Source organism: Amycolatopsis sp. NPDC051758 (assembly GCF_044453095.1).
Classification (GTDB): Bacteria; Actinomycetota; Actinomycetes; order Mycobacteriales; family Pseudonocardiaceae; genus Amycolatopsis.
In genome coordinates this window covers 30,441-48,100 of sequence record NZ_JBITCJ010000009.1, presented here as the reverse complement: position 1 = coordinate 48,100, position 17,660 = coordinate 30,441, and the positions used below count along the sequence as shown (strand labels likewise).

The following is a 17,660-nucleotide window of genomic DNA, read 5'->3' as shown; positions in this document are numbered from 1 at the left end:
AGCCGCCTGCTGCTTCGCAGCTGGAGCCGCCCAACGCGCCGCAATCGCCAGTCGAGGGGCAGTCGGTGCCGCCCAATGCGCCGCCGCCCGGCGGCGCGCAGTCGGTGCCGCCGATGGCTTCGCATCCGCAGCCGACGCAGGCCAACGCTTCGCAGCCGCCCGGTGTGCCGCAGCCGCTTGCCGAGTTGCCGCCGATGCCGCCCGTCGCTCCGCAGTCGCAGCAGTCCGCTCCGGCCAATCCCCAGCCGCCGTGGGGCCCCCCGGCTTCCAACACCGGCCAGGCTCCCGCAGCCAGCTCGGGCCCGCCGGCACCCAACTCCGGCCAGGCCTTGGCTCCCAACACGAGCCCGGCGCCCGGCTCCGGTCCTGCTCCAGCGCCTAGCTTGGGCCCGGCCTCGGCACCCCACACCGGCCCGACTCCGGCCCTCGGCTCAGGTTCGGCACCCGGCTCCGACCTGGCTCCGGCGCCCAATGCTGGCCAGGCCCCCGCAGCTAGCTCGGGCCTGGCTCCAGCACCCAATGCCGGCCAGGCCCCCGGGCCCAACGCGGCCCCGGCACCCGGCTCCGCTCCAGCACCGAGCTCCGGCCCGGGTCCGGCATCCAACGCCGCCCCGAATCCGGCGCCCAGCTTTGGCCAGGCCCCAGCGAGCCAAGCCTCAGCGAGCCAGGCCCCGGCACCCCACACCGGCCCGGTCCCAGCACCCGGCCCAGGCCCAGCCGCGAACCCCACCGCCAGGCCACCCAAGCCGGTCTTCCCCGGCCCCGAGTCGAACCCCCAGCCCCTCCCGGCCCGCCACGCCGCCCCAGCGCGTCCGGTCTTCCCCGGCCCCGGAACGATGCCCCCCGTCCCGCCCACCGGCGCCAACGCACGACCGCCCGTCTTCCCCGGCCGGGACACCCCGCTGCCGCAACCCTCGCGCCAAGAACCCGAGACCCCGCCCCGCGGCAACCCCCGCGGGTGGTTCGACGAGTTCACCGATCAGCCGGCCGAGCCCGAGGAAACCCCGGACTTCGGCCCGACCGGGCAGCCGACGGAAATCCCCTACCGCTACAAGCGGTGACTCACGCTGACAGGCGGGCCGTCAGCTGCCAGGCTTGAGCCATGTCCAAAGATCCGAACCCGGACCAGGGGTGGTACTACAACACCCGCACCCACCAGGTCGAGCACCTCGAACGCAGCCGCGGTGTCGACCTGCTCGGCCCGTACCCGGACGAGGCCACCGCCCGGCGGGCCCTCGACATCGCCCGGGAACGGACCCGGCAAGCCGACGCCCAGGACGCCGACGACTAGACCGGCAGCCGCGGGCCCAGCACGAACTCCGGGTCGACCTGGGCCGCCAGGTCGGCGCCGGCCCACGCCGTTGCGTTGCGCAGGTGGAACTCCACGGCTTGACGCTGGTAGCGCGTCCAGTCGCGCTGCTCCGCGTCGACCGCCGCGTGCATCGCGCTCAGCGTCGCCAGGTTGCGCGGCTCGAGCTCGGCGATCGGCCGGGCCGTGCCGCGCTCCGCGGCGCGGACGTGGCGCGAGGCCGACATCCAGCCCAGCAGCGCCTCGCCGACCTGCTCCTGCAGGAACTCGACGTCTTCGGTGTCGGTGACCTTGTTGCCCACCACCACGAGCCGCACGCCGAAGTCGCGGGCGTAGTCCGCGTACTGGCGGTACACGCCGACGCTGCGCACCGTCGGCTCGCACACCAGGAACGTCACGTCGAACCGCGTGAACAGCCCCGAAGCGAACGCGTCGGCGCCCGCGGTCATGTCCATCACGACGTACTCGCCGTCGACGTCGACCATGTGGTTCAGCAGCAGCTCCGCCGCGCCGACCTTCGAGTGGTAACACTTGACGCCGAGGTCGTCCTCGTCGAACTGGCCGGTGACGCCGAGCCGCACCCCGCCCAGCTGCCGGAAACAGGCGGAAAAGACCGGGTTGTCCTCGAACGGCCGCACCAGCCGTGAGCCGCGCCCGGGCGGGGTTGTCTTGATCATCGACGCGGCGTCGGCGATCCGCGGGTTGTCGCCGCGCAGGTAGTCCTTGATCAGGGCCATGTTGTCGCCGAGCGTCGGCCAGGCCAGTGCTTCCTCTTCGGTTGCGCCGAGCGCCACCGCGAGGTGCTGGTTGATGTCGGCGTCGATCGCCAGCACCGGCCGGCCGGCGTCGGCGAGGTACGCGACGAACAGCGATGACAACGTGGTCTTGCCGCTGCCGCCCTTGCCGACGAACGCGATCTTCACGGTCGAACCCTTTCTGGAAATGAAGACGGTTTTCATTATTGTGGAAGTCAACGTACACCCGACCGGCCCACGCCCGATCGGGCGATCATCGGGCTCGCCGGGGTTAGGGTTGGGGGGTGCCTCCCCTCGTGATCAGGACACACTCGGCGGGCGGGGACTTCGGCCCCCTGCGTGCCGAGTTTCTGCTGCCGGAGTCCTTCGGGCCCGAGGTGCTGGCCGAGGCGGAGGCGGCGGTGCTCGACCCGCTCGCGAGCGCCGGCCCCCGCGAGGACGCGACCGACCTGCCCTTCGTCACCATCGACCCGCCCGGCTCCAAGGACCTCGACCAGGCGATGGTCGTCGAGCGGACCGCGCAGGGCTTCCGGGTGCACTACGCGATCGCCGACCTGGCCGCCTTCGTGCCGCCCGGTGGCGCGCTGGACCAGGAGGCACGTCGGCGCGGGCAGACGCTCTACCTGCCGGACGGGAACGTCCCGCTGCACCCGCCGGTGCTGTCCGAAGGCGCGGCGAGCCTGCTGCCCGGCGAGATCCGGCCCGCGGTGCTCTGGACCATCGAGACCGACGAGGCGGGGGAGCCGACGGTGACCCGCGTGCGGCGCGCGCTGGTCCGGTCCACCGAGCAGTTCGACTACGAGACGGTGCAGGCCGCGCTCGACGCCGGAAACCCGCACCCGTCGGTGGCCGCGCTGCCCGAGCTGGGGCGGCGACGGCGCGAGCTGGCCGTCCGGCGTGGCGCCGTCGAGCTGCAGCTGCCGGAACAGGAGATCAGCGGCGACCCGGACGGCGGCTGGGTGCTCGCCCGACGCCCGCGCACCGCCGTCGACGCCTGGAACGCCGAGATTTCGCTGCTCACCGGGATGGCCGCGGCGCAGATCATGATCGACGCGAAGGTGGGCGTCCTGCGCACGCTGCCCGACCCGGAGCCCGAGGCCGTCGACTGGCTGCGCCGCTCCGCCGAAGCGGTCGGCATCGCCTGGCCGGCGGCCGACACCGTCTCGGAGTTCCTGTCCCGGCTGGATCCCCGGCAGCCGGCGTCGATGGCGATCTACGCCGACACGACGCGGCTGCTGCGCGGCGCGGGCTACACCGCGTTCGACGGCGAGCTGCCCGCGTTGACGACGCACGCGGGCATCGGCGGCGCGTACGCCCACGTCACGGCGCCGATCCGGCGGCTGGTCGACCGGTTCGCCACCGAGATCTGCCTCGCCGTTTCGGCCGGGCGTGAGGTCCCGGAGTGGGTGCGGGCGGCGCTGGCGGACGTCCCGGAGCGGATGAGCGCGTCCGACACCCTGGCCGCGAAGGTCGAACGGGCGTGCATCGACCAGGTCGAGGCGTGGGTGCTGGCCGAGCACGTCGGCGGCGAGTTCAGCGCGGTGGTGCTGCGCGCGGACGAGAACAAGGCGGAGATCCTGGTCGAGGACCCGACGGTGATGGCGAAGTGCGCGGGGGAGAAGCTGACCGCGGGGGAGCGGATCGGGGTCCGGCTGACCGCGGTCGACGTCGAGAAGCGGAAGGTGTCGTTCGAACGCGCATGACTCTCGTCGACGATCTCGGGGAGCCGGTGCCGGTGACCGGCCCGGCTTCCCGCGTGGTCTCTTTGGTGCCCTCACTGACCGAAGCGGTCGAGGTCAGCGCACCCGGACGGCTCGCCGGCGCCACCGACTACTGCACCCATCCATCCACTTTGGACGTCCCGCGGGTGGGTGGCTCGAAGTACCCGAAGATCGACGAGGTGCTGGATCTGGCACCCGATCTGGTGCTGGCCAATTCGGAGGAGAACCGCCCGGAGGACGTGGAACGCCTGCGCGCCAACGGGATCCCGGTCTGGGTGATGGCCGCGGCGGCTTCGGTGCCGGCCGCGTTGGGTTCGCTGCGCCGGATCCTCACGCAGGCGTACGAGCTCGAGGAGCCGGGCTGGCTGGTCGAGGCCGAGGAGCTCTGGCGCGAGGTGCGGCCGGTGCGGTTCCACGCGGTGGTGCCGGTGTGGCGCAAACCGTGGATCGTCCTGGGCCGCGAGACCTTCGGCGGCGACGTCCTGCGCCGGGTGGGTGTGGCAAACGTCTACGCGGCGTCGGAGGAGCGGTATCCGCGGCCGGATGTCGGGGAGCTGCGAGCGCACTTCGCGGCGGACGCGGACTTGCTGGTGTTGCCGGACGAGCCGTACCTGTTCACGGAGGAGGACGGCCCGGACCACTTCCCGGACGCGCGGTACGTCCTGGTCTCGGGCCGCCACCTCACCTGGTACGGGCCTTCGCTGGTCGAGGCCCACGCCGCCCTGACGGAAACGCTGTCAGAGCTGTAGGTCGCGCACCCAGCCCTCGAGCGCGGCCCAGTGCTCGTCGGTGAGGCCGGTGTGCGCGTCGACGGGGATCAGCTCGGTCGGCAGGCCCGCGCGGCGGTCGAGGAACGCTTGCCGGGCGTTGGGGAAGAGGTCGAAGTCGTCGTCGAACCAGGCCAGCGGGCGCCCGGCCGCGAACCGGGCCACCGGGCCGAACTTCCACGCGGTGGGCCGGGCCTCGAGCTGCCCGGCGAACTCGACGACCGGTAGTGGCGGCAGCCCGATCGCCGGGCCCACCTGGGCGTTCGCCCGGTGTTCCCAGCTGGTCGCCCAAGCCAGCTCCGCGTCGGCGGAACCGGCCAGAGCGAGCAGCCTGGGGCCGTGGGCCGGATTCAGCCAGATCCGCTGCCGGCGGCGGCTCCAGCGGGAGATCCGCAGCTGGTGCTCGACGTAGCCGGCGGGCTTCGCGTGGCGTGGTGCCGCCCATGGGCTCAGCGGGCCGTCCACGTCGAGCAAGATCAGCGGTCTCACACTTGTTACAGCGTCAAACCCGTCAGGACCGTTACCCGCTCCTCCGTGAAGTCCGCCATCGCCGACGCCGGGCCTTCGCGGCCGACGCCCGAGTCCTTCACGCCGCCGTACGGCATCTGGTCGGCGCGGAAGCTCGGGACGTCACCCACCAGCACCCCGCCGACCTGCAACGACGCCGAAACCGAAAACGCCGTCGGGAGGTCGCGGGTGAACACGCCCGCCTGCAGGCCGAAGCGGGACGCGTTGATCCGTGCCACCCCTTCGTCCACCGACGCGACGCGGATCAGCGAGACCACGGGGCCGAAGACCTCGTCGGCCATCACCGACGCGTCCTCCGGGACGTCCGCCAGCACCGTGGGCTCGAAGGTCGCGCCCGAACGGCCGCCGCCGGTCAGCAACCGGCCGCCGGCGGAAACCGCGTCGGACACCCAGGAAGAAACCCGGGAAGCCGCGTCCTCGTTGATCATCGGGCCGACGTCGACACCCTCCGCGCGCGGGTCGCCCGTGCGCAGATGACTCACCTGCGAAAGGACCTTCTCGGCCAAAGCGTCGAACACGTCAGTGTGCGCGTAGACCCGCTGCACCGAGATGCACGACTGCCCGGCCTGGTACATCGCGAACGTCGCGATCCGCTGCGCCGCGAAATCGAGGTCCGTCCAATCCGGACAGACGAGGACCGCGCCGTTGCCGCCCAGTTCCAGGGCGACGTGCTTGCGGGGCACGCGGTCGCGGATGGCCCAGCCGACCGGCACCGAGCCGGTGAACGACACCACCGGCAGCCGCGGATCCTCGACCAGCCGCGACGACGTCTCGTTGTCCACCGGCAGGATCGACCACGAGCCCGCCGGAAGATCGGTGGAAGCCAGGATCTCACCGAGCAGCAACGCCGTCAGCGGCGTCGCGGGTGCGGGCTTGAGCACGATCGGCGCGCCGACCGCGATCGCCGGGGCCACCTTGTGCGCCACCAGGTTCAGCGGGAAGTTGAACGGCGTGATGCCCAGCACCGGCCCGCGCGGCACCCGCCGGATCAGCGCCAACCGGCCGGTGCCGCCCGGGTCGGTGTCGAGGCGCTGCAGCTCACCGGAGAAGCGGCGCGCCTCCTCGGCGGCCCAGCGGAACGTCGACACCGCGCGGCCGACCTCGCCGCGTGCCCACTTCAGCGGCTTGCCCGACTCCGCCGTGATCAGCTGAGCGATCTCCTCGGACCGCTCACCCAAGGCCCGGGACACGTGGTCCAACGCCCCCGCGCGCACGTGCGCGGGCAGCGTCGCGAACTCGTCGCGGACGTCGTGCGCGGCCTGCGCCGCGGCCTCGACGTCCGAAGTGGACGGTACGAAGTGCGACCCGGCGAGCGAGCCGTCGAAGGAGTGGCGGACGTCGGCGGTGGCGCCGCCGGTCACCGGTTTTCCGGCGACCCAGAAGGGGAAAGTCACGAGCGAGCCTCCGTGCGGACAGCGTGCTCGAGGACCGAGAGGCCCTCGTCGAGCAGGTCGGTGGACAGGGACAGCGGCGGCAGCAGCCGGACGACGTTGCCGTACGTGCCGCAGGTCAGCACCACCACGCCGGCCCGGTGACAGGCCGCCGCGACGCGCTTGGTGAGGTCGGCGTCCGGTTCGGTGGTCCCGGGCTTCACGAACTCCGCGGCCAGCATCGCGCCGCGGCCGCGGACGTCGCCGATCACGCCGGTCTCGTCAGCCAGCGCACGCAGCCGCGGCAGGACAACGCCTTCGATGCGCTTCGCCGACGAAGCGAGGTCCTCGGCACGCATGGTTTCGATCGAACCGAGCGCGGCGGCACAGGCGATCGGGTTGCCGCCGTACGTGCCGCCGAGGCCGCCCGGGCCGACGGCGTCCAGGAGCTCGGCGCGGCCGGTGACGGCGGACAGCGGCAGGCCGCCCGCGATGCCCTTGGCCGTCGCGATCAGGTCCGGCACGACGTCCTCGTCGCTCGATGCGAACCAGGAACCGGTGCGGCAGAAGCCGGTCTGCACCTCGTCGGCGACGAACACCACGCCGTTTTCGCGGCACCACGCCGAAATCGCGGGCAGGAAACCGCGGGCGGGCTCGATGAAGCCGCCCTCACCCTGGATCGGCTCCAAAACAACGGCGGCCACCTGGTCGCCGCCGATCTGCTTCTCGATCCGGTCGATCGCCAGCGCGGCCGCCTCGGGACCGGACAGGCCGTCGCGGAACGGGTACGAGCCCGGCACGCGGTAGACCTCGGGCGCGAACGGGCCGAAACCGTGCTTGTAGGGCACCGACTTCGCGGTCATTCCCATCGTCAGGTTGGTGCGGCCGTGGTAGGCGTGGTCGAAGACGACGACAGCCTGGCGCCCGGTTGCGACACGCGCGATCTTGACGGCGTTCTCGACGGCTTCGGCGCCGGAGTTGAACAGCACCGACTTCTTCGCGTGGTCACCTGGTGTCAGCTCGGCCAACGCCTCGCAGACCTCGACGTACCCCTCGTACGGCGTGACCATGAAACAGGTGTGCGTGAACAGCTCGGCCTGCCTGCGGACGCGGTCCACCACCGCCGGCGCGGAGTGCCCGACGTTGGTCACCGCGATGCCGGAGCCGAAGTCGATCAGGACGTTGCCGTCGGCGTCGGTGAGCAGGCCCCCACTGGCCGAGGTGACGTAGACGGGCAGCACCGAGCTGACCCCGGCGGCAACCGCGTTGACACGGCGTTCCTGCAGCTCGCGCGAGACGGGGCCGGGGATTTCGGTGCGCAGCCTGCGCTGCCGGGGCGCCGGGGCCTGCGGCTCGGCGGTGGTGCTTGCGGTCACGGCGTGCTCCTGCCGACGCTGGTGGGTGGACGTCCTCAGGATGAGTCCGCGCGCGGTGATCGTCAGCTGGCCGTTCCGTACAAGAAAGCGCGTAGAATTGGCCGTTATGGCACTCACGCTGCGGGCCCTGGCCGCCGACCGTCCGCTCGGGCTGCGGGTGCTGACCCGCGACGACCACCTGGACCGGCCCATCGGCTGGGTGCACCCGACGGAGCTGACCGACCCGCAGGCCTTCCTGGAGGGCGGCGAGCTGCTGCTCACGACCGGCCTGGCGCTGGACGAGGAGACGTCACCCGCGTACGTGCGCCGGCTGGTCGAGGCCGGGGCGGCCGGGCTCGGCTTCGGTGTCGGGCTGAGCCACGACGAGGTTCCGCGAGCGCTGGTCCAAACCGCGGACGAGGTCGGCCTGCCGGTGCTGGAGGTGCCGCGCAAGACGCCGTTCATCGCGATCACCCGCGCGGTCTCGCGGGCGGTGGCGGCCGACGAGTACGCCACGACGGTCCGGATCGGCAAGGCTCAGCAGGAACTGACGCGCACGGCGGTCGGCAAGGGTGGGCCGGCGGGAGTGCTGCGGAAGCTGGCGAAGCTCGTCGACGGCTGGGTGCTGCTCTTCGACCGCACCACCGTCACCGAAGCCGCTCCGGCGAGCGCGCGGGCGTACGGCGCTTCGCTGCGAGAAGAGCTGGAGCGCCTTCGCACGGGAACGCGCGTGGTGCCGCTGGGGGAGGACGAGGTCGTTTTGCAGACCCTCGACACCGGTGTACGGCGTGTGCTCGCGGTCGGGACCGCGACGCCGCTCGACACCGCGGCGCGGCACATCGTCAACACCGCGGTGTCGGTGCTTTCCCTTGCGCTGGAACAGGATCGCGCGCAGGCGGCGGCGCGGCAGGCGCTGCGGTCGGGGTTGCTGGAGCTCCTGGCGGGTGGGCAGGACGAGCTGGCGTTGCGGGTGCTGGGCACGGCGGGCGGCGAGGTCCCGGAGGCGCCGTGGTCGGTGCTGGTGTTCACCGGAGCGCCCGCGGTGCGGCGCAAGCTGCTCGACGCGCTGGAGGGCGAGCCGGTGGTCGCGGCGCGGTGGGGCTCGCTGGTGGCCGCCTTCGGCTCCGGCGCGGCGATCGACCCGGTGGCCGCGGCGGCCTTGCGGATCGGCGGCCTGCACGGCGGCGTTGCGGGTCCGGTGGCGCCGGCCGAGTTCGCGGCCGGGCTGGAGCAGGCGGAGCTGGCCGCTCGGGCGGCGGAGGCCGAGGACAAGATCCTGGTGTCGGCGGCCGAGCACACCGGCCGCGGCCTGCTGTCGCTCATCGACCCGGTGGTGGCCCGGATCTACGCCGAAAACGCGCTGGCCCCGCTGCGAGAGCACGACGAGACGGGCCGCGGCGACCTGGTCGGCTCACTGCGCTGCTGGCTGGAACACCACGGCCACTGGGACGTCGCGGCCGCGCGCCTCGGCGTCCACCGGCACACACTGCGGAACCGCATTCGCAAGGCCGAGGAGCTGCTGGGCCGGGACCTCGACGCACCCGGCGTCCGCGCGGAACTCTGGCTCGCGCTCCAGGCTTAGCGGAATGACGTCCTCAATGGGTGCGAACGAGGATGAACCCCTCATCGGCGAAAACCACTTCTTTTCTACGTATCTCTATTGCAAGTAAGTAGGAGTAGATTTGCTGTATTGAATGTCTCGGAGCTTCGTCGCGATGCAATGCTCCGATGCAGCACATATGAGCGATCTCTCGTCCGTTGATTTTTGTTTTGGTGTCGACATCTGATCTGAAGAATCCTACGTTGATGGCGCCAATAAGCAGTGATCTCAATAACGGCCATTGGACGGAGTCGTTTATGTCGTTGCGATTCTTGACAGGGATCCGGTGACTCGCCGCGTGGTTCGTGACCAAGTTGTCGATTATCCGTGCAAGTGTTTCTCGGGTTTTCGGAGTCGGCTCGGAGAGTACCTGCGCTGCGGTCTCTTCGAATCCTTCGAGGAGTAGTCCGGCTCTCAGTTCGTCTTCGACGTTGATTGAGTCGGAGATTTCAAAGGCGCTTCGCAGTAGAGCGGTATTGCGTTTGCTTGTGAGTTCGTACTCGACTTCATACAGCTCAGGGTATCTGACAATGCGATCCGCGACGTCGGTCGTGTCAAATTCAATCTGATTGCGAATCATCTCTTTTGTGATGAGGCTTACGTCGAAATCGAGATTGGTTGGCGTTGATTCGGTCTGCCCCTTTTCATTGGTGCTGTAAAGAGTGTTGAGTGCAGAATTGTCGCCCGGTGATCCCAGGGCGAGGTCGAAGCGATGGCGGTCTAGTTGCCGGGCGGTCGGTATGTAGTACCGCCAGCTGTCGTCGAGTGCGTTGGTTGCCCATTTGGCGAACTCGGTGCAATCATTGGATGTCATTCCGGATATCGGTAAGTTGGCGAATCCGAGAGGAAAGACTCTCTCTGTCCAGTGGTCTGGCGGTTGAGTGTCTGTGCTGTCTAGGTATGCCTGATACTGCAAGCAAGTGACTGGACGTGTCGACAGCAGGGTCCCGTCGTCGATTGATATTGCGTCCCGAAAGGTTGCTTCGATGCTAGCTAGTGCAAGGGCTCGGCGAGCTCCGGGGTCGCTGCGCATCTCTTGGGAATCGAGGAGTGCGAAGACGCGCTCCCGAACTTCGGGACGTACTTCACGGGCTTCACTTAAGCAGTCCATGGCCAGAAGAATGCCGTTCGAATCCAACTTTGATAGCTTTGCGATACTATCCAGTATTGGGGTTGCGTCGGCTTGTGCGGAGTAGAGTCGGATAACTTCGCTCCACCAAGGGTCTGTTAGTGAGTTGCACATATTCGCGAGGAGGTCGCCGCCTCCGGAATTTGCGGGATTCTCTTTGACCTGCACTGCGGCTAGGTATTCCTGGAAAGTTTGGTGGCAGAACGAATAAACGCCTGATTCACGTTCAATAACCAGTCCACTCGCATCCTCGATTTGTTGTAGAAATCGACTCACGGACGGGTCTGCTGAGACTCTGGATACGACATCGCCGATGATATCTTCTGCTGTCGCAAGCGATATGTCTCGTGTGTGTTCGTTCATCATCTGATAAGCAAGCTCTTGCAAGACGATCTGACGCTTTGGACCGTCGAGGCCCGAATCTACCCCGCGCGCCTTGTGACGTTTTCCCAGGAAGACTTCGCAGACCTCTCGGTACAGTTCGACGCGAGACCCTGGCAGGGCTCCGCGGTACTCGTGGACGTTTGCCACCATGGTGAGTAGCAGTGGGTTTGTCGTCAGTTCCCTGAGGGCAGGTTTGCGCTTGAGCCTGGCAAGGAGGTCATCTGCTCCCTGTCTTGCTATTTCTCGCACGACGTCATCCTCGTGGCCGTGACGCCGAATGCAGGTTGCGAGGTACCAGCGCTTGAGAAATTGCTCCAATTGCAGTCCGGTGAATGGTTCGACCTGTAAGACGATCGCAAAAGGAAGCGGGTTCTCCTTGTAGCCAAAGGGACGACTGCTTACGAGAATAACAATTTTCGGATATCTTATTCGCTGATGCTCGACCCAATCGATTACGGCCCGTCGGGCTATGGCACTTCCTAGTTCGTCAAGTCCATCGAGTATTAAGCAGACTTCACCTTGGTGGAGTGCATTTTCTAGCCAGTTGGGCGGTTCGGATATGGGGATGGTGGAGAATGTAGTGCGGATAAGTCTCGGTAGATCGGGCTTGTTTCCGCTGAACTCCTTCTTCAGGTCGCGGAGTTCTAGTACAATCGGGTACTTCGGCAGTCGATCCTTCGATCTTTTGCGTGAGGCCAGGCTCTGTGCCACATGTTTGAGTAGAGTTGTCTTTCCGCTGCCAGGTGGTCCAACGATGGCAAGAGGAACCTTCTCTTCGTTCGCCCGACGAACCCAGGTCCATATGTCTGACGCCTGAGTTGTGCTCTCGGCTGGATGTTGAACAGGGTTTATTCGCATGGAGTGAGCGGTGCTCGAATTGAGTTTGAGGTCGACAAAAACCTGCTTCAGGGTAAAGGAGTAGTCGCCGACTGTGCTGAGGCCGCGGGTGTCCATGAATGAATGCGTGGAAGAAACGTGTTCGCGAAGTCCTCTCGCGAACTTCGATGTACGCCGCTGAATGAAGTCATCGATCTGTTCGGCAACTCGGGTGACCCATCGCTTCTGTAGATTTTGATATACTGCTCCAAAGAATCCCAGTATGAGGAGCAAGAGTTCGTATAGAATAACGAAGATGATTGTCGTGAGACGGTTGGCGCCCGATCCGAGAAACAGAGTCATGATCGGCGGTGCGACTGCGGCGAGTCCGATGAACACCGCCCTGGCTCGCTTGGGAGCCTCGTTGTTTGTCACGCTTGCACCCTCTGATTCATGCCGTCGAGCCGCTGTCTCTTCGTCGGCGTCGCTGTGATCGGTTTCGTTCTCGTGGGTACCCATGTTGCTGAAGAGCTTGAAACTTTATCAAGAAGTGGCCGACTCGAGATTGATGGTCGTGAAGTTGTGTTGACCTGGTTGAGTAGTCCTGAAGCCTGGCTCGCGCTCCAGACCTAGAGGGCCAGCACGATCGGCGAGTCCCCGCAGCGGCGCAGGGCCGGGCCCGGTGCCGCGCCCGACGACCACCAAGCCGGGACGTCGACCTCGCGCACCAGCGACCCCGTCGGCTGCCGGACGCTGTTGGACACGATCACCCGCCCCTGCGCGTTCAGCAACGCCGCCCCGCGGCCCAGGGATCGCAGCCGCGGCCGCACCGCGCGCTCGAACTCGCGCACGTACACGTCCGCGCCCACGACTCCCGCGAAGGCGCCGCTCAACAGAACCGGGATCGTGAACGTCAGCGTGTACTCGTCGGTGCACAGGTAATCCACGTACGGGCCGTTGATGTGCCGCCGCCCGGTGTCGCGCGGGACCGTGAACCACGACTGGCGCGTGTAGTCCAGGAAGTTCTCGCTGGCCGGATCGAGGCTGATGAACAGCTGGGACGGGTCCGCGGACGAGCCCGTCCACCACTCGAAGCCGAACTCCGAATCCGTCAGCACCCGCGGCGCGCTGACAAAGCCGGCGCCGACGATCAGGCCGCCGAGTGCTTCGGTCACCTGCGGCCGGATCCGGTGCAACGCCGCGGCGGCCGGGACGTCGGCCAGCACCGATTCGGCCGCCGCCAGCAGGGGCTTCAGCCGCTCGAAGACCCCTTCCACCAACGCCGAAACCTGCTCGACGACCTCGTCGCCGGCCAGCGTGCGGGTGTCGTTCACGGTGCTCACCTCGATGCGCGGAGTGCTGCGGAGTTTACGGGGTGAGCAGGCCGAGGTGCACGTCCGCGAGCCGGTCCAGCGCGCCCAGGAGGTGTTCCTCGGTGAGCTTGCGGGCCAGGTCGCCGTCGGCGGACGCGATCGCCGCGGTGATCGCCGCGTGCTCCTCGTGCGGGTGGGCGGCACCGGCGAGCGGCAGCCACAGCAGCCCGCCGAGCTCGGCCTGGAGGTGGACTTCTTCGTGCGTGAGCCGCGGTGACTGCGCGGCCGCCGCGATCTCCAGGTGGAACTGCCGCTCGGCCCGCGTGAAGTCGATGCCCTGTGCCGTGCGGAGGTCGTCGGTGGCCAGCCGCAGCCGGGCGACGTCCTCGGGGGAGCTGCGTTCGGCGGCGAGCTTGGCGGCGGCCCCGGCGATCGCCAGGTAGTGGTCGCCGACGTCGCGAAGATCGGACAAGGACACTTCGCGCAGCCTCGAGCGCCAGGCGTCCGAAGGCGGGTTGGCCGGCGCGCGGACGAAGCTCCCGCCGCTGCGGCCGCGGCGCGTCTCGACCAGGCCCTGCTGCCGCAACGCCACCAGCGCTTCCCGGACCGTCACGGTCGAGACGCCGAACTGCGTCGCCAGGTCGGCTTCGCTCGGCAGCTGCTCCGCGTCGGCGAGCAGGCCGAGGGTGATGGCGTCGACCAGCCGCGCCGCCACCGCTTCCGCCCGGCCGACCTGGCCGAGCGGCGCGAACATGGCGGACCGCGCGCTGTGCGACATGCCCTTGCGCATCGTGTCCCTTCGGCCGGCCGGCTCCCCGTTCGCACCAATCTTGCCTGATCCTCTTGTCCTATTACATATGGACTTATATGTTTTAGCCTCCGACCGTAGCTAGGAGTCACCGTGCAGGAGCTGAAGCACTACGTCGGCGGCGCGTACGTCGAGTCCAAGTCGGGCCGGACGGCCGAGATCGTCGACCCGGTCACCGGGCGCCCCTACTGCACCGCCCCGATCGCCGGGCCCGAAGACGTCGACAACGCGCTGCAGGTCGCCGCGACCGCGTTCGAGACCTGGCGCGCGACGACCCCGGCCCAGCGCCAGCTCGCGTTGCTGAAGATCGCCGACGCCCTCGAAGCCCGCGCCGACGAGGTCGTCCGCACCGAATCCGCGAACACCGGCAAGCCGATCGCGCTGACGATGGCCGAAGAAATGCCGATGGTCCTGGATCAGGTCCGCTTCTTCGCCGGGGCCGCGCGCGTGCTCGAAGGCCGGGCCGCGGGTGAGTACATGGAAGGCCACACGTCGTTCGTCCGCCGCGAGCCGGTCGGGGTCTGCGCGCAGGTCACACCGTGGAACTACCCGCTGCTGATGGCCATCTGGAAGATCGCGCCCGCGCTCGCCGCGGGCAACACGATCGTGCTCAAGCCGTCCGACACGACCCCGGCGTCGTCACTGCTGCTCGCCGAGATCGCCGGGGAGTTCCTGCCGCCGGGCGTCTTCAACGTCGTCTGCGGCGACCGCGACACCGGCCGCGCCCTGGTCGAGCACGACATCCCGGCGATGGTGTCGATCACCGGCTCGGTCCGGGCCGGGATCGAGGTGGCCAAGTCCGCGGCCAACGACGTCAAGCGTGTGCACCTGGAGCTGGGCGGAAAGGCGCCGGTCATCGTCTTCGGTGACGCCGACCTCGAAGCCGCCGCCGAGGCCATCGCCGTCGCGGGCTACTTCAACGCCGGCCAGGACTGCACGGCCGCCACCCGGGTGCTGGTCGCCGACGAGGTGCACGACGAGTTCGTCGGCGCGCTCACCCGCCAGGCCGAGGGCACCAAGACCGGCAAGCCGGACGACGAAGACGTCGCGTACGGCCCGCTCAACAACGCGGCCCAGCTGGAAAAGGTGTCCGGCTTCATCGACCGCCTGCCGGAGCACGCGACCGTCCACTGTGGAGGCCATCGCGTCGGCGACGAGGGCTACTTCTACGAGGCCACCGTCGTCTCCGGCCTCAACCAGGACGACGAGATGAGCCAGAACGAGATCTTCGGCCCGGTCATCACCGTGCAGCGCTTCGAGGACGAGGCCGAGGCCCTGAAGTCCGCGAACGGCGTCCAGTACGCCCTCGCGTCCTCGGTCTGGACCCGCGACCACCAGCGCGCGATGCGCCTCGCCGCGAAGCTCGACTTCGGGTGCGTCTGGATCAACACCCACATCCCGCTGGTCGCCGAGATGCCGCACGGCGGGTTCAAGAAGTCCGGTTACGGCAAGGACCTTTCGCTGTACGGGCTGGAGGACTACACCCGCGTCAAGCACGTCATGAGCGCACTGTGAGGCTGGCGATGCCCAACCAAGCACCCACCGAGACGCGGGAGGACCCCGCGCCGTCGAGCGAGACCGCGGGGCCGGCGATCCGGCTTTCCGGGTTGCGCAAGCACTTCGGCGACGTCCACGCGGTCGACGGTGTTGATCTCGACATCCCGCCCGGCGAGTTCTTCTCGATGCTCGGCCCGTCCGGCTCCGGCAAGACGACGGTGCTGCGGTTGATCGCCGGCTTCGAACTGCCCACCGAAGGCACGATCGAGCTGGAAAGCCGGGACGTCACCCAGCTGGCGCCCTTCGAGCGCGACGTCAACACGGTGTTCCAGGACTACGCGCTGTTCCCGCACATGACCGTGCAGCAGAACGTCGAGTACGGCCTTCGTGTCAAGCGCGTCCCGAAGCAGCAACGCCGGGAGCGCGCGGCCGAGGCGCTCGAGACCGTCCGGCTGGCGGACTACGGCTCCCGCAAGCCCGCGCAGCTCTCCGGCGGCCAACGCCAGCGCGTCGCGCTCGCCCGGGCGCTGGTCAACCGGCCCAAGGTGCTGCTGCTCGACGAACCGCTCGGCGCGCTCGACCTCAAGCTGCGGCAGGCGATGCAGCTGGAGCTCAAGCAGATCCAGCGTGACGTCGGCATCACGTTCGTCTTCGTCACGCACGACCAGGACGAAGCCCTCACCATGAGCGATCGCATCGCCGTGTTCAACGACGGCAGGATCGAGCAGGTCGGGCCACCCGAAGAGGTTTACGAACGCCCCGCCAGCGCGTTTGTCGCCGGGTTCGTCGGCACGTCCAACCTGCTGGGCGGGCGCGGCGCCGAGTCCGTGATCGGCCGGCCGGGGCTGTTCAGCATCCGGCCAGAGAAGATCCGCATCGACGGCGAGCTGTCCGAACCCGCCGCCGCGGGGGAGACCAGCGCGACCGGCACGGTCACCGACGTCGTCTACGCGGGCGCGACGGTGCGCTACTCCGTCGCCCTCGACGCCGGTGGCCAGTTGTCGGTCGTCCGGCAGAACACCGACGGCGCCCTGGCGGACGGCCGCGTCCGGCTCAGCTGGCGCCGAGAACACAGTTTCCCGGTCGGTACTCCGGAAGGAACGCCATGAAGAACAGGAAGACGCGGCTTGCCGGGATTCTCGGCGTCAGCCTGCTGGTCGCTGCATGTGGCACGTCGGGTTCGAACTCCGCCGCGCCGCCCGGCGCGCAGGGGTTCACCCCGCCGAAGCTCGAGGCGCTCAAGGCGCTCGGCCAGCCGGAAGGGCAGCTGAACGTGCTGGCCTGGCCCGGTTACGCGGAGAACGGCTCCAACGACCCGAAGGTCAACTGGGTCACGCCGTTCGAGCAGCAGACCGGCTGCAAGGTGAACGTCAAGCCGTTCGGCACGTCCGACGAGGCCGTCACGCTGATGAAGACCGGCGGGTACGACGTCGTGTCCGCCTCGGGTGACGCGTCGCTGCGGCTGGTGGCCTCGGGTGACGTCGAGCCGGTGAACACCACGCTGGTGCCGAACTACGCCGACGTCCAGCCGTTCCTCAAGGACAAGTCCTGGAACAGCGTCGGCGGTGTCTCCTACGGCGTCCCGCACGGCTGGGGTGCGAACCTGCTGACCTGGCGCACCGACAAGGTGACACCAGCGCCGACGTCGTGGTCGGTGATGTTCGACGCGAACTCGCCGTACAAGGGCAAGGTGATCGCCTACGACTCGCCGATCTACATCGCCGACGCCGCGCTGTACCTGATGGCGCACCAGCCGGACCTGGGCATCAAGAACCCGTACGCGCTGGACGACAAGCAGTTCACCGCCGCGGTCGACCTGCTCAAGCAGCAGCGGCCGCTGGTGTCGGAGTACTGGTCGGACTACCTCAAGGAGTCGCAGGCGCTGAAGAACGGCGACGCCGTGGTCGGCACCGCCTGGCAGGTCACGGTCAACCTGACCAAGGGTGAGGGTGCGCCGCTGGAGTCCACGGTGCCGAGCGAAGGCGCGACCGGGTGGTCGGACACCTGGATGGTCGCGGCGAAGTCGCCGCACAAGACGTGTGCCTACAAGTGGCTCGACTACATCGTCAGCCCGAAGGCGAACGCCCAGGTCGCCGAGTACTTCGGTGAGGCGCCGGCGAACACGAAGGCGTGCGCGGAGATGACGGACAAGACCTTGTGCGACACCTACCACGCCAGTGACGCGGCGTACGCGTCGAAGATCGCGTACTGGACCACGCCGATCCCGCAGTGCCTCGACGGCCGCACGGACGTCAAGTGCAAGGACTACGGCGAGTGGACGAAGGCCTGGACCGAGATCAAGGGCTGA

General features: G+C 68.5%; 15 protein-coding genes and 1 pseudogene. 8 read left to right on the top strand and 8 right to left on the bottom strand.

What is annotated here, in order from left to right; translation table 11 throughout:
- Positions 1-274, bottom strand: a pseudogene (locus ACIA5G_RS35855) (hypothetical protein); the annotation flags it as partial.
- Between the two features lie 562 nt (positions 275-836).
- On the opposite strand from ACIA5G_RS35855, the gene ACIA5G_RS35850 reads away from it, so the two are divergent.
- Together ACIA5G_RS35850 and ACIA5G_RS35845 are read left to right on the top strand one after the other, a co-directional pair.
- Positions 837-1,061, top strand: a complete 225-nt coding sequence (locus tag ACIA5G_RS35850) for a hypothetical protein (protein ID WP_395931453.1) — start codon at positions 837-839, stop codon at positions 1,059-1,061.
- Between the two features lie 41 nt (positions 1,062-1,102).
- Positions 1,103-1,291: a hypothetical protein gene (locus ACIA5G_RS35845; RefSeq protein ID WP_395931451.1), complete on the top strand. Its 189-nt coding sequence runs from the start codon at positions 1,103-1,105 to the stop codon at positions 1,289-1,291.
- Here ACIA5G_RS35845 and ACIA5G_RS35840 read toward each other — a convergent pair.
- Entirely contained in the window at positions 1,288-2,232 is a 945-nt protein-coding gene (locus ACIA5G_RS35840; protein WP_395931449.1) for an AAA family ATPase, read from the bottom strand. The genes ACIA5G_RS35845 and ACIA5G_RS35840 overlap by 4 nt on opposite strands.
- A 128-nt stretch (positions 2,233-2,360) precedes the next feature.
- Here ACIA5G_RS35840 and ACIA5G_RS35835 point away from each other — a divergent pair, with 128 nt between their 5' ends.
- Both ACIA5G_RS35835 and ACIA5G_RS35830 read left to right on the top strand, forming a co-directional pair.
- The gene (locus ACIA5G_RS35835) at positions 2,361-3,767 is read left to right on the top strand and encodes an RNB domain-containing ribonuclease (protein WP_395932254.1); all 1,407 of its coding nucleotides are present in this window, start codon (positions 2,361-2,363) and stop codon (positions 3,765-3,767) included.
- Positions 3,764-4,534 (top strand): helical backbone metal receptor, encoded by a 771-nt coding sequence (locus ACIA5G_RS35830; RefSeq protein WP_395931447.1) that lies wholly within the window; start codon positions 3,764-3,766, stop codon positions 4,532-4,534. The genes ACIA5G_RS35835 and ACIA5G_RS35830 overlap by 4 nt, the downstream gene beginning before the upstream one ends.
- Here ACIA5G_RS35830 and ACIA5G_RS35825 read toward each other — a convergent pair.
- Genes ACIA5G_RS35825 through gabT form a run of 3 tightly spaced genes read right to left on the bottom strand, consistent with a single transcriptional unit; the run spans position 4,523 to position 7,826 of the window.
- Positions 4,523-5,041 (bottom strand): HAD domain-containing protein, encoded by a 519-nt coding sequence (locus tag ACIA5G_RS35825; protein ID WP_395931445.1) that lies wholly within the window; start codon positions 5,039-5,041, stop codon positions 4,523-4,525. The two genes, ACIA5G_RS35830 and ACIA5G_RS35825, sit on opposite strands and share 12 nt — an antisense overlap.
- A 5-nt stretch (positions 5,042-5,046) precedes the next feature.
- Positions 5,047-6,474, bottom strand: a complete 1,428-nt coding sequence (locus tag ACIA5G_RS35820) for an aldehyde dehydrogenase family protein (protein ID WP_395931443.1) — start codon at positions 6,472-6,474, stop codon at positions 5,047-5,049.
- Entirely contained in the window at positions 6,471-7,826 is a 1,356-nt protein-coding gene (gene gabT / locus ACIA5G_RS35815; protein WP_395931441.1) for a 4-aminobutyrate--2-oxoglutarate transaminase, read from the bottom strand. The genes ACIA5G_RS35820 and gabT overlap by 4 nt, the downstream gene beginning before the upstream one ends.
- A 106-nt stretch (positions 7,827-7,932) precedes the next feature.
- On the opposite strand from gabT, the gene ACIA5G_RS35810 reads away from it, so the two are divergent.
- The gene (locus ACIA5G_RS35810) at positions 7,933-9,387 is read left to right on the top strand and encodes a PucR family transcriptional regulator (protein ID WP_395931439.1); all 1,455 of its coding nucleotides are present in this window, start codon (positions 7,933-7,935) and stop codon (positions 9,385-9,387) included.
- A gap of 13 nt (positions 9,388-9,400) precedes the next feature.
- Here ACIA5G_RS35810 and ACIA5G_RS35805 read toward each other — a convergent pair whose 3' ends face one another.
- From ACIA5G_RS35805 to ACIA5G_RS35795, 3 genes are all read right to left on the bottom strand, one after another.
- Positions 9,401-12,253, bottom strand: coding sequence for an NACHT domain-containing protein (locus ACIA5G_RS35805; protein WP_395931437.1), 2,853 nt, complete (start codon positions 12,251-12,253; stop codon positions 9,401-9,403).
- Positions 12,254-12,363: 110 nt separating this feature from the next.
- Positions 12,364-13,068 (bottom strand): cache domain-containing protein, encoded by a 705-nt coding sequence (locus ACIA5G_RS35800; RefSeq protein ID WP_395931435.1) that lies wholly within the window; start codon positions 13,066-13,068, stop codon positions 12,364-12,366.
- 34 nt (positions 13,069-13,102) lie between these two features.
- The gene (locus ACIA5G_RS35795; RefSeq protein ID WP_395931433.1) at positions 13,103-13,837 is read right to left on the bottom strand and encodes a FadR/GntR family transcriptional regulator; all 735 of its coding nucleotides are present in this window, start codon (positions 13,835-13,837) and stop codon (positions 13,103-13,105) included.
- 111 nt (positions 13,838-13,948) lie between these two features.
- On the opposite strand from ACIA5G_RS35795, the gene ACIA5G_RS35790 reads away from it, so the two are divergent.
- From ACIA5G_RS35790 to ACIA5G_RS35780, 3 genes are read left to right on the top strand one after another with little or no spacing between them, the layout of a single operon-like run.
- Entirely contained in the window at positions 13,949-15,370 is a 1,422-nt protein-coding gene (locus tag ACIA5G_RS35790) for a gamma-aminobutyraldehyde dehydrogenase (protein ID WP_395931431.1), read from the top strand.
- 8 nt (positions 15,371-15,378) lie between these two features.
- Positions 15,379-16,461, top strand: a complete 1,083-nt coding sequence (locus ACIA5G_RS35785; protein ID WP_395931429.1) for an ABC transporter ATP-binding protein — start codon at positions 15,379-15,381, stop codon at positions 16,459-16,461.
- A complete protein-coding gene (locus tag ACIA5G_RS35780) occupies positions 16,458-17,660 on the top strand; it encodes an ABC transporter substrate-binding protein (RefSeq protein ID WP_395931427.1) in 1,203 nt (400 codons plus the stop codon). The genes ACIA5G_RS35785 and ACIA5G_RS35780 overlap by 4 nt, the downstream gene beginning before the upstream one ends.

Bases quoted from the DNA above. Each gene is read 5' to 3' on its own strand.
- ACIA5G_RS35850 (WP_395931453.1), top strand. From the start codon at position 837: ATGCCCCCCGTCCCGCCCACCGGCGCCAACGCACGACCGCCCGTCTTC.
- ACIA5G_RS35845 (WP_395931451.1), top strand. From the start codon at position 1,103: ATGTCCAAAGATCCGAACCCGGACCAGGGGTGGTACTACAACACCCGC.
- ACIA5G_RS35830 (WP_395931447.1), top strand. From the start codon at position 3,764: ATGACTCTCGTCGACGATCTCGGGGAGCCGGTGCCGGTGACCGGCCCG.
- ACIA5G_RS35810 (WP_395931439.1), top strand. From the start codon at position 7,933: ATGGCACTCACGCTGCGGGCCCTGGCCGCCGACCGTCCGCTCGGGCTG.
- ACIA5G_RS35805 (WP_395931437.1), bottom strand. From the start codon at position 12,253: ATGGGTACCCACGAGAACGAAACCGATCACAGCGACGCCGACGAAGAG.
- ACIA5G_RS35795 (WP_395931433.1), bottom strand. From the start codon at position 13,837: ATGCGCAAGGGCATGTCGCACAGCGCGCGGTCCGCCATGTTCGCGCCG.
- ACIA5G_RS35785 (WP_395931429.1), top strand. From the start codon at position 15,379: ATGCCCAACCAAGCACCCACCGAGACGCGGGAGGACCCCGCGCCGTCG.
- ACIA5G_RS35780 (WP_395931427.1), top strand. From the start codon at position 16,458: ATGAAGAACAGGAAGACGCGGCTTGCCGGGATTCTCGGCGTCAGCCTG.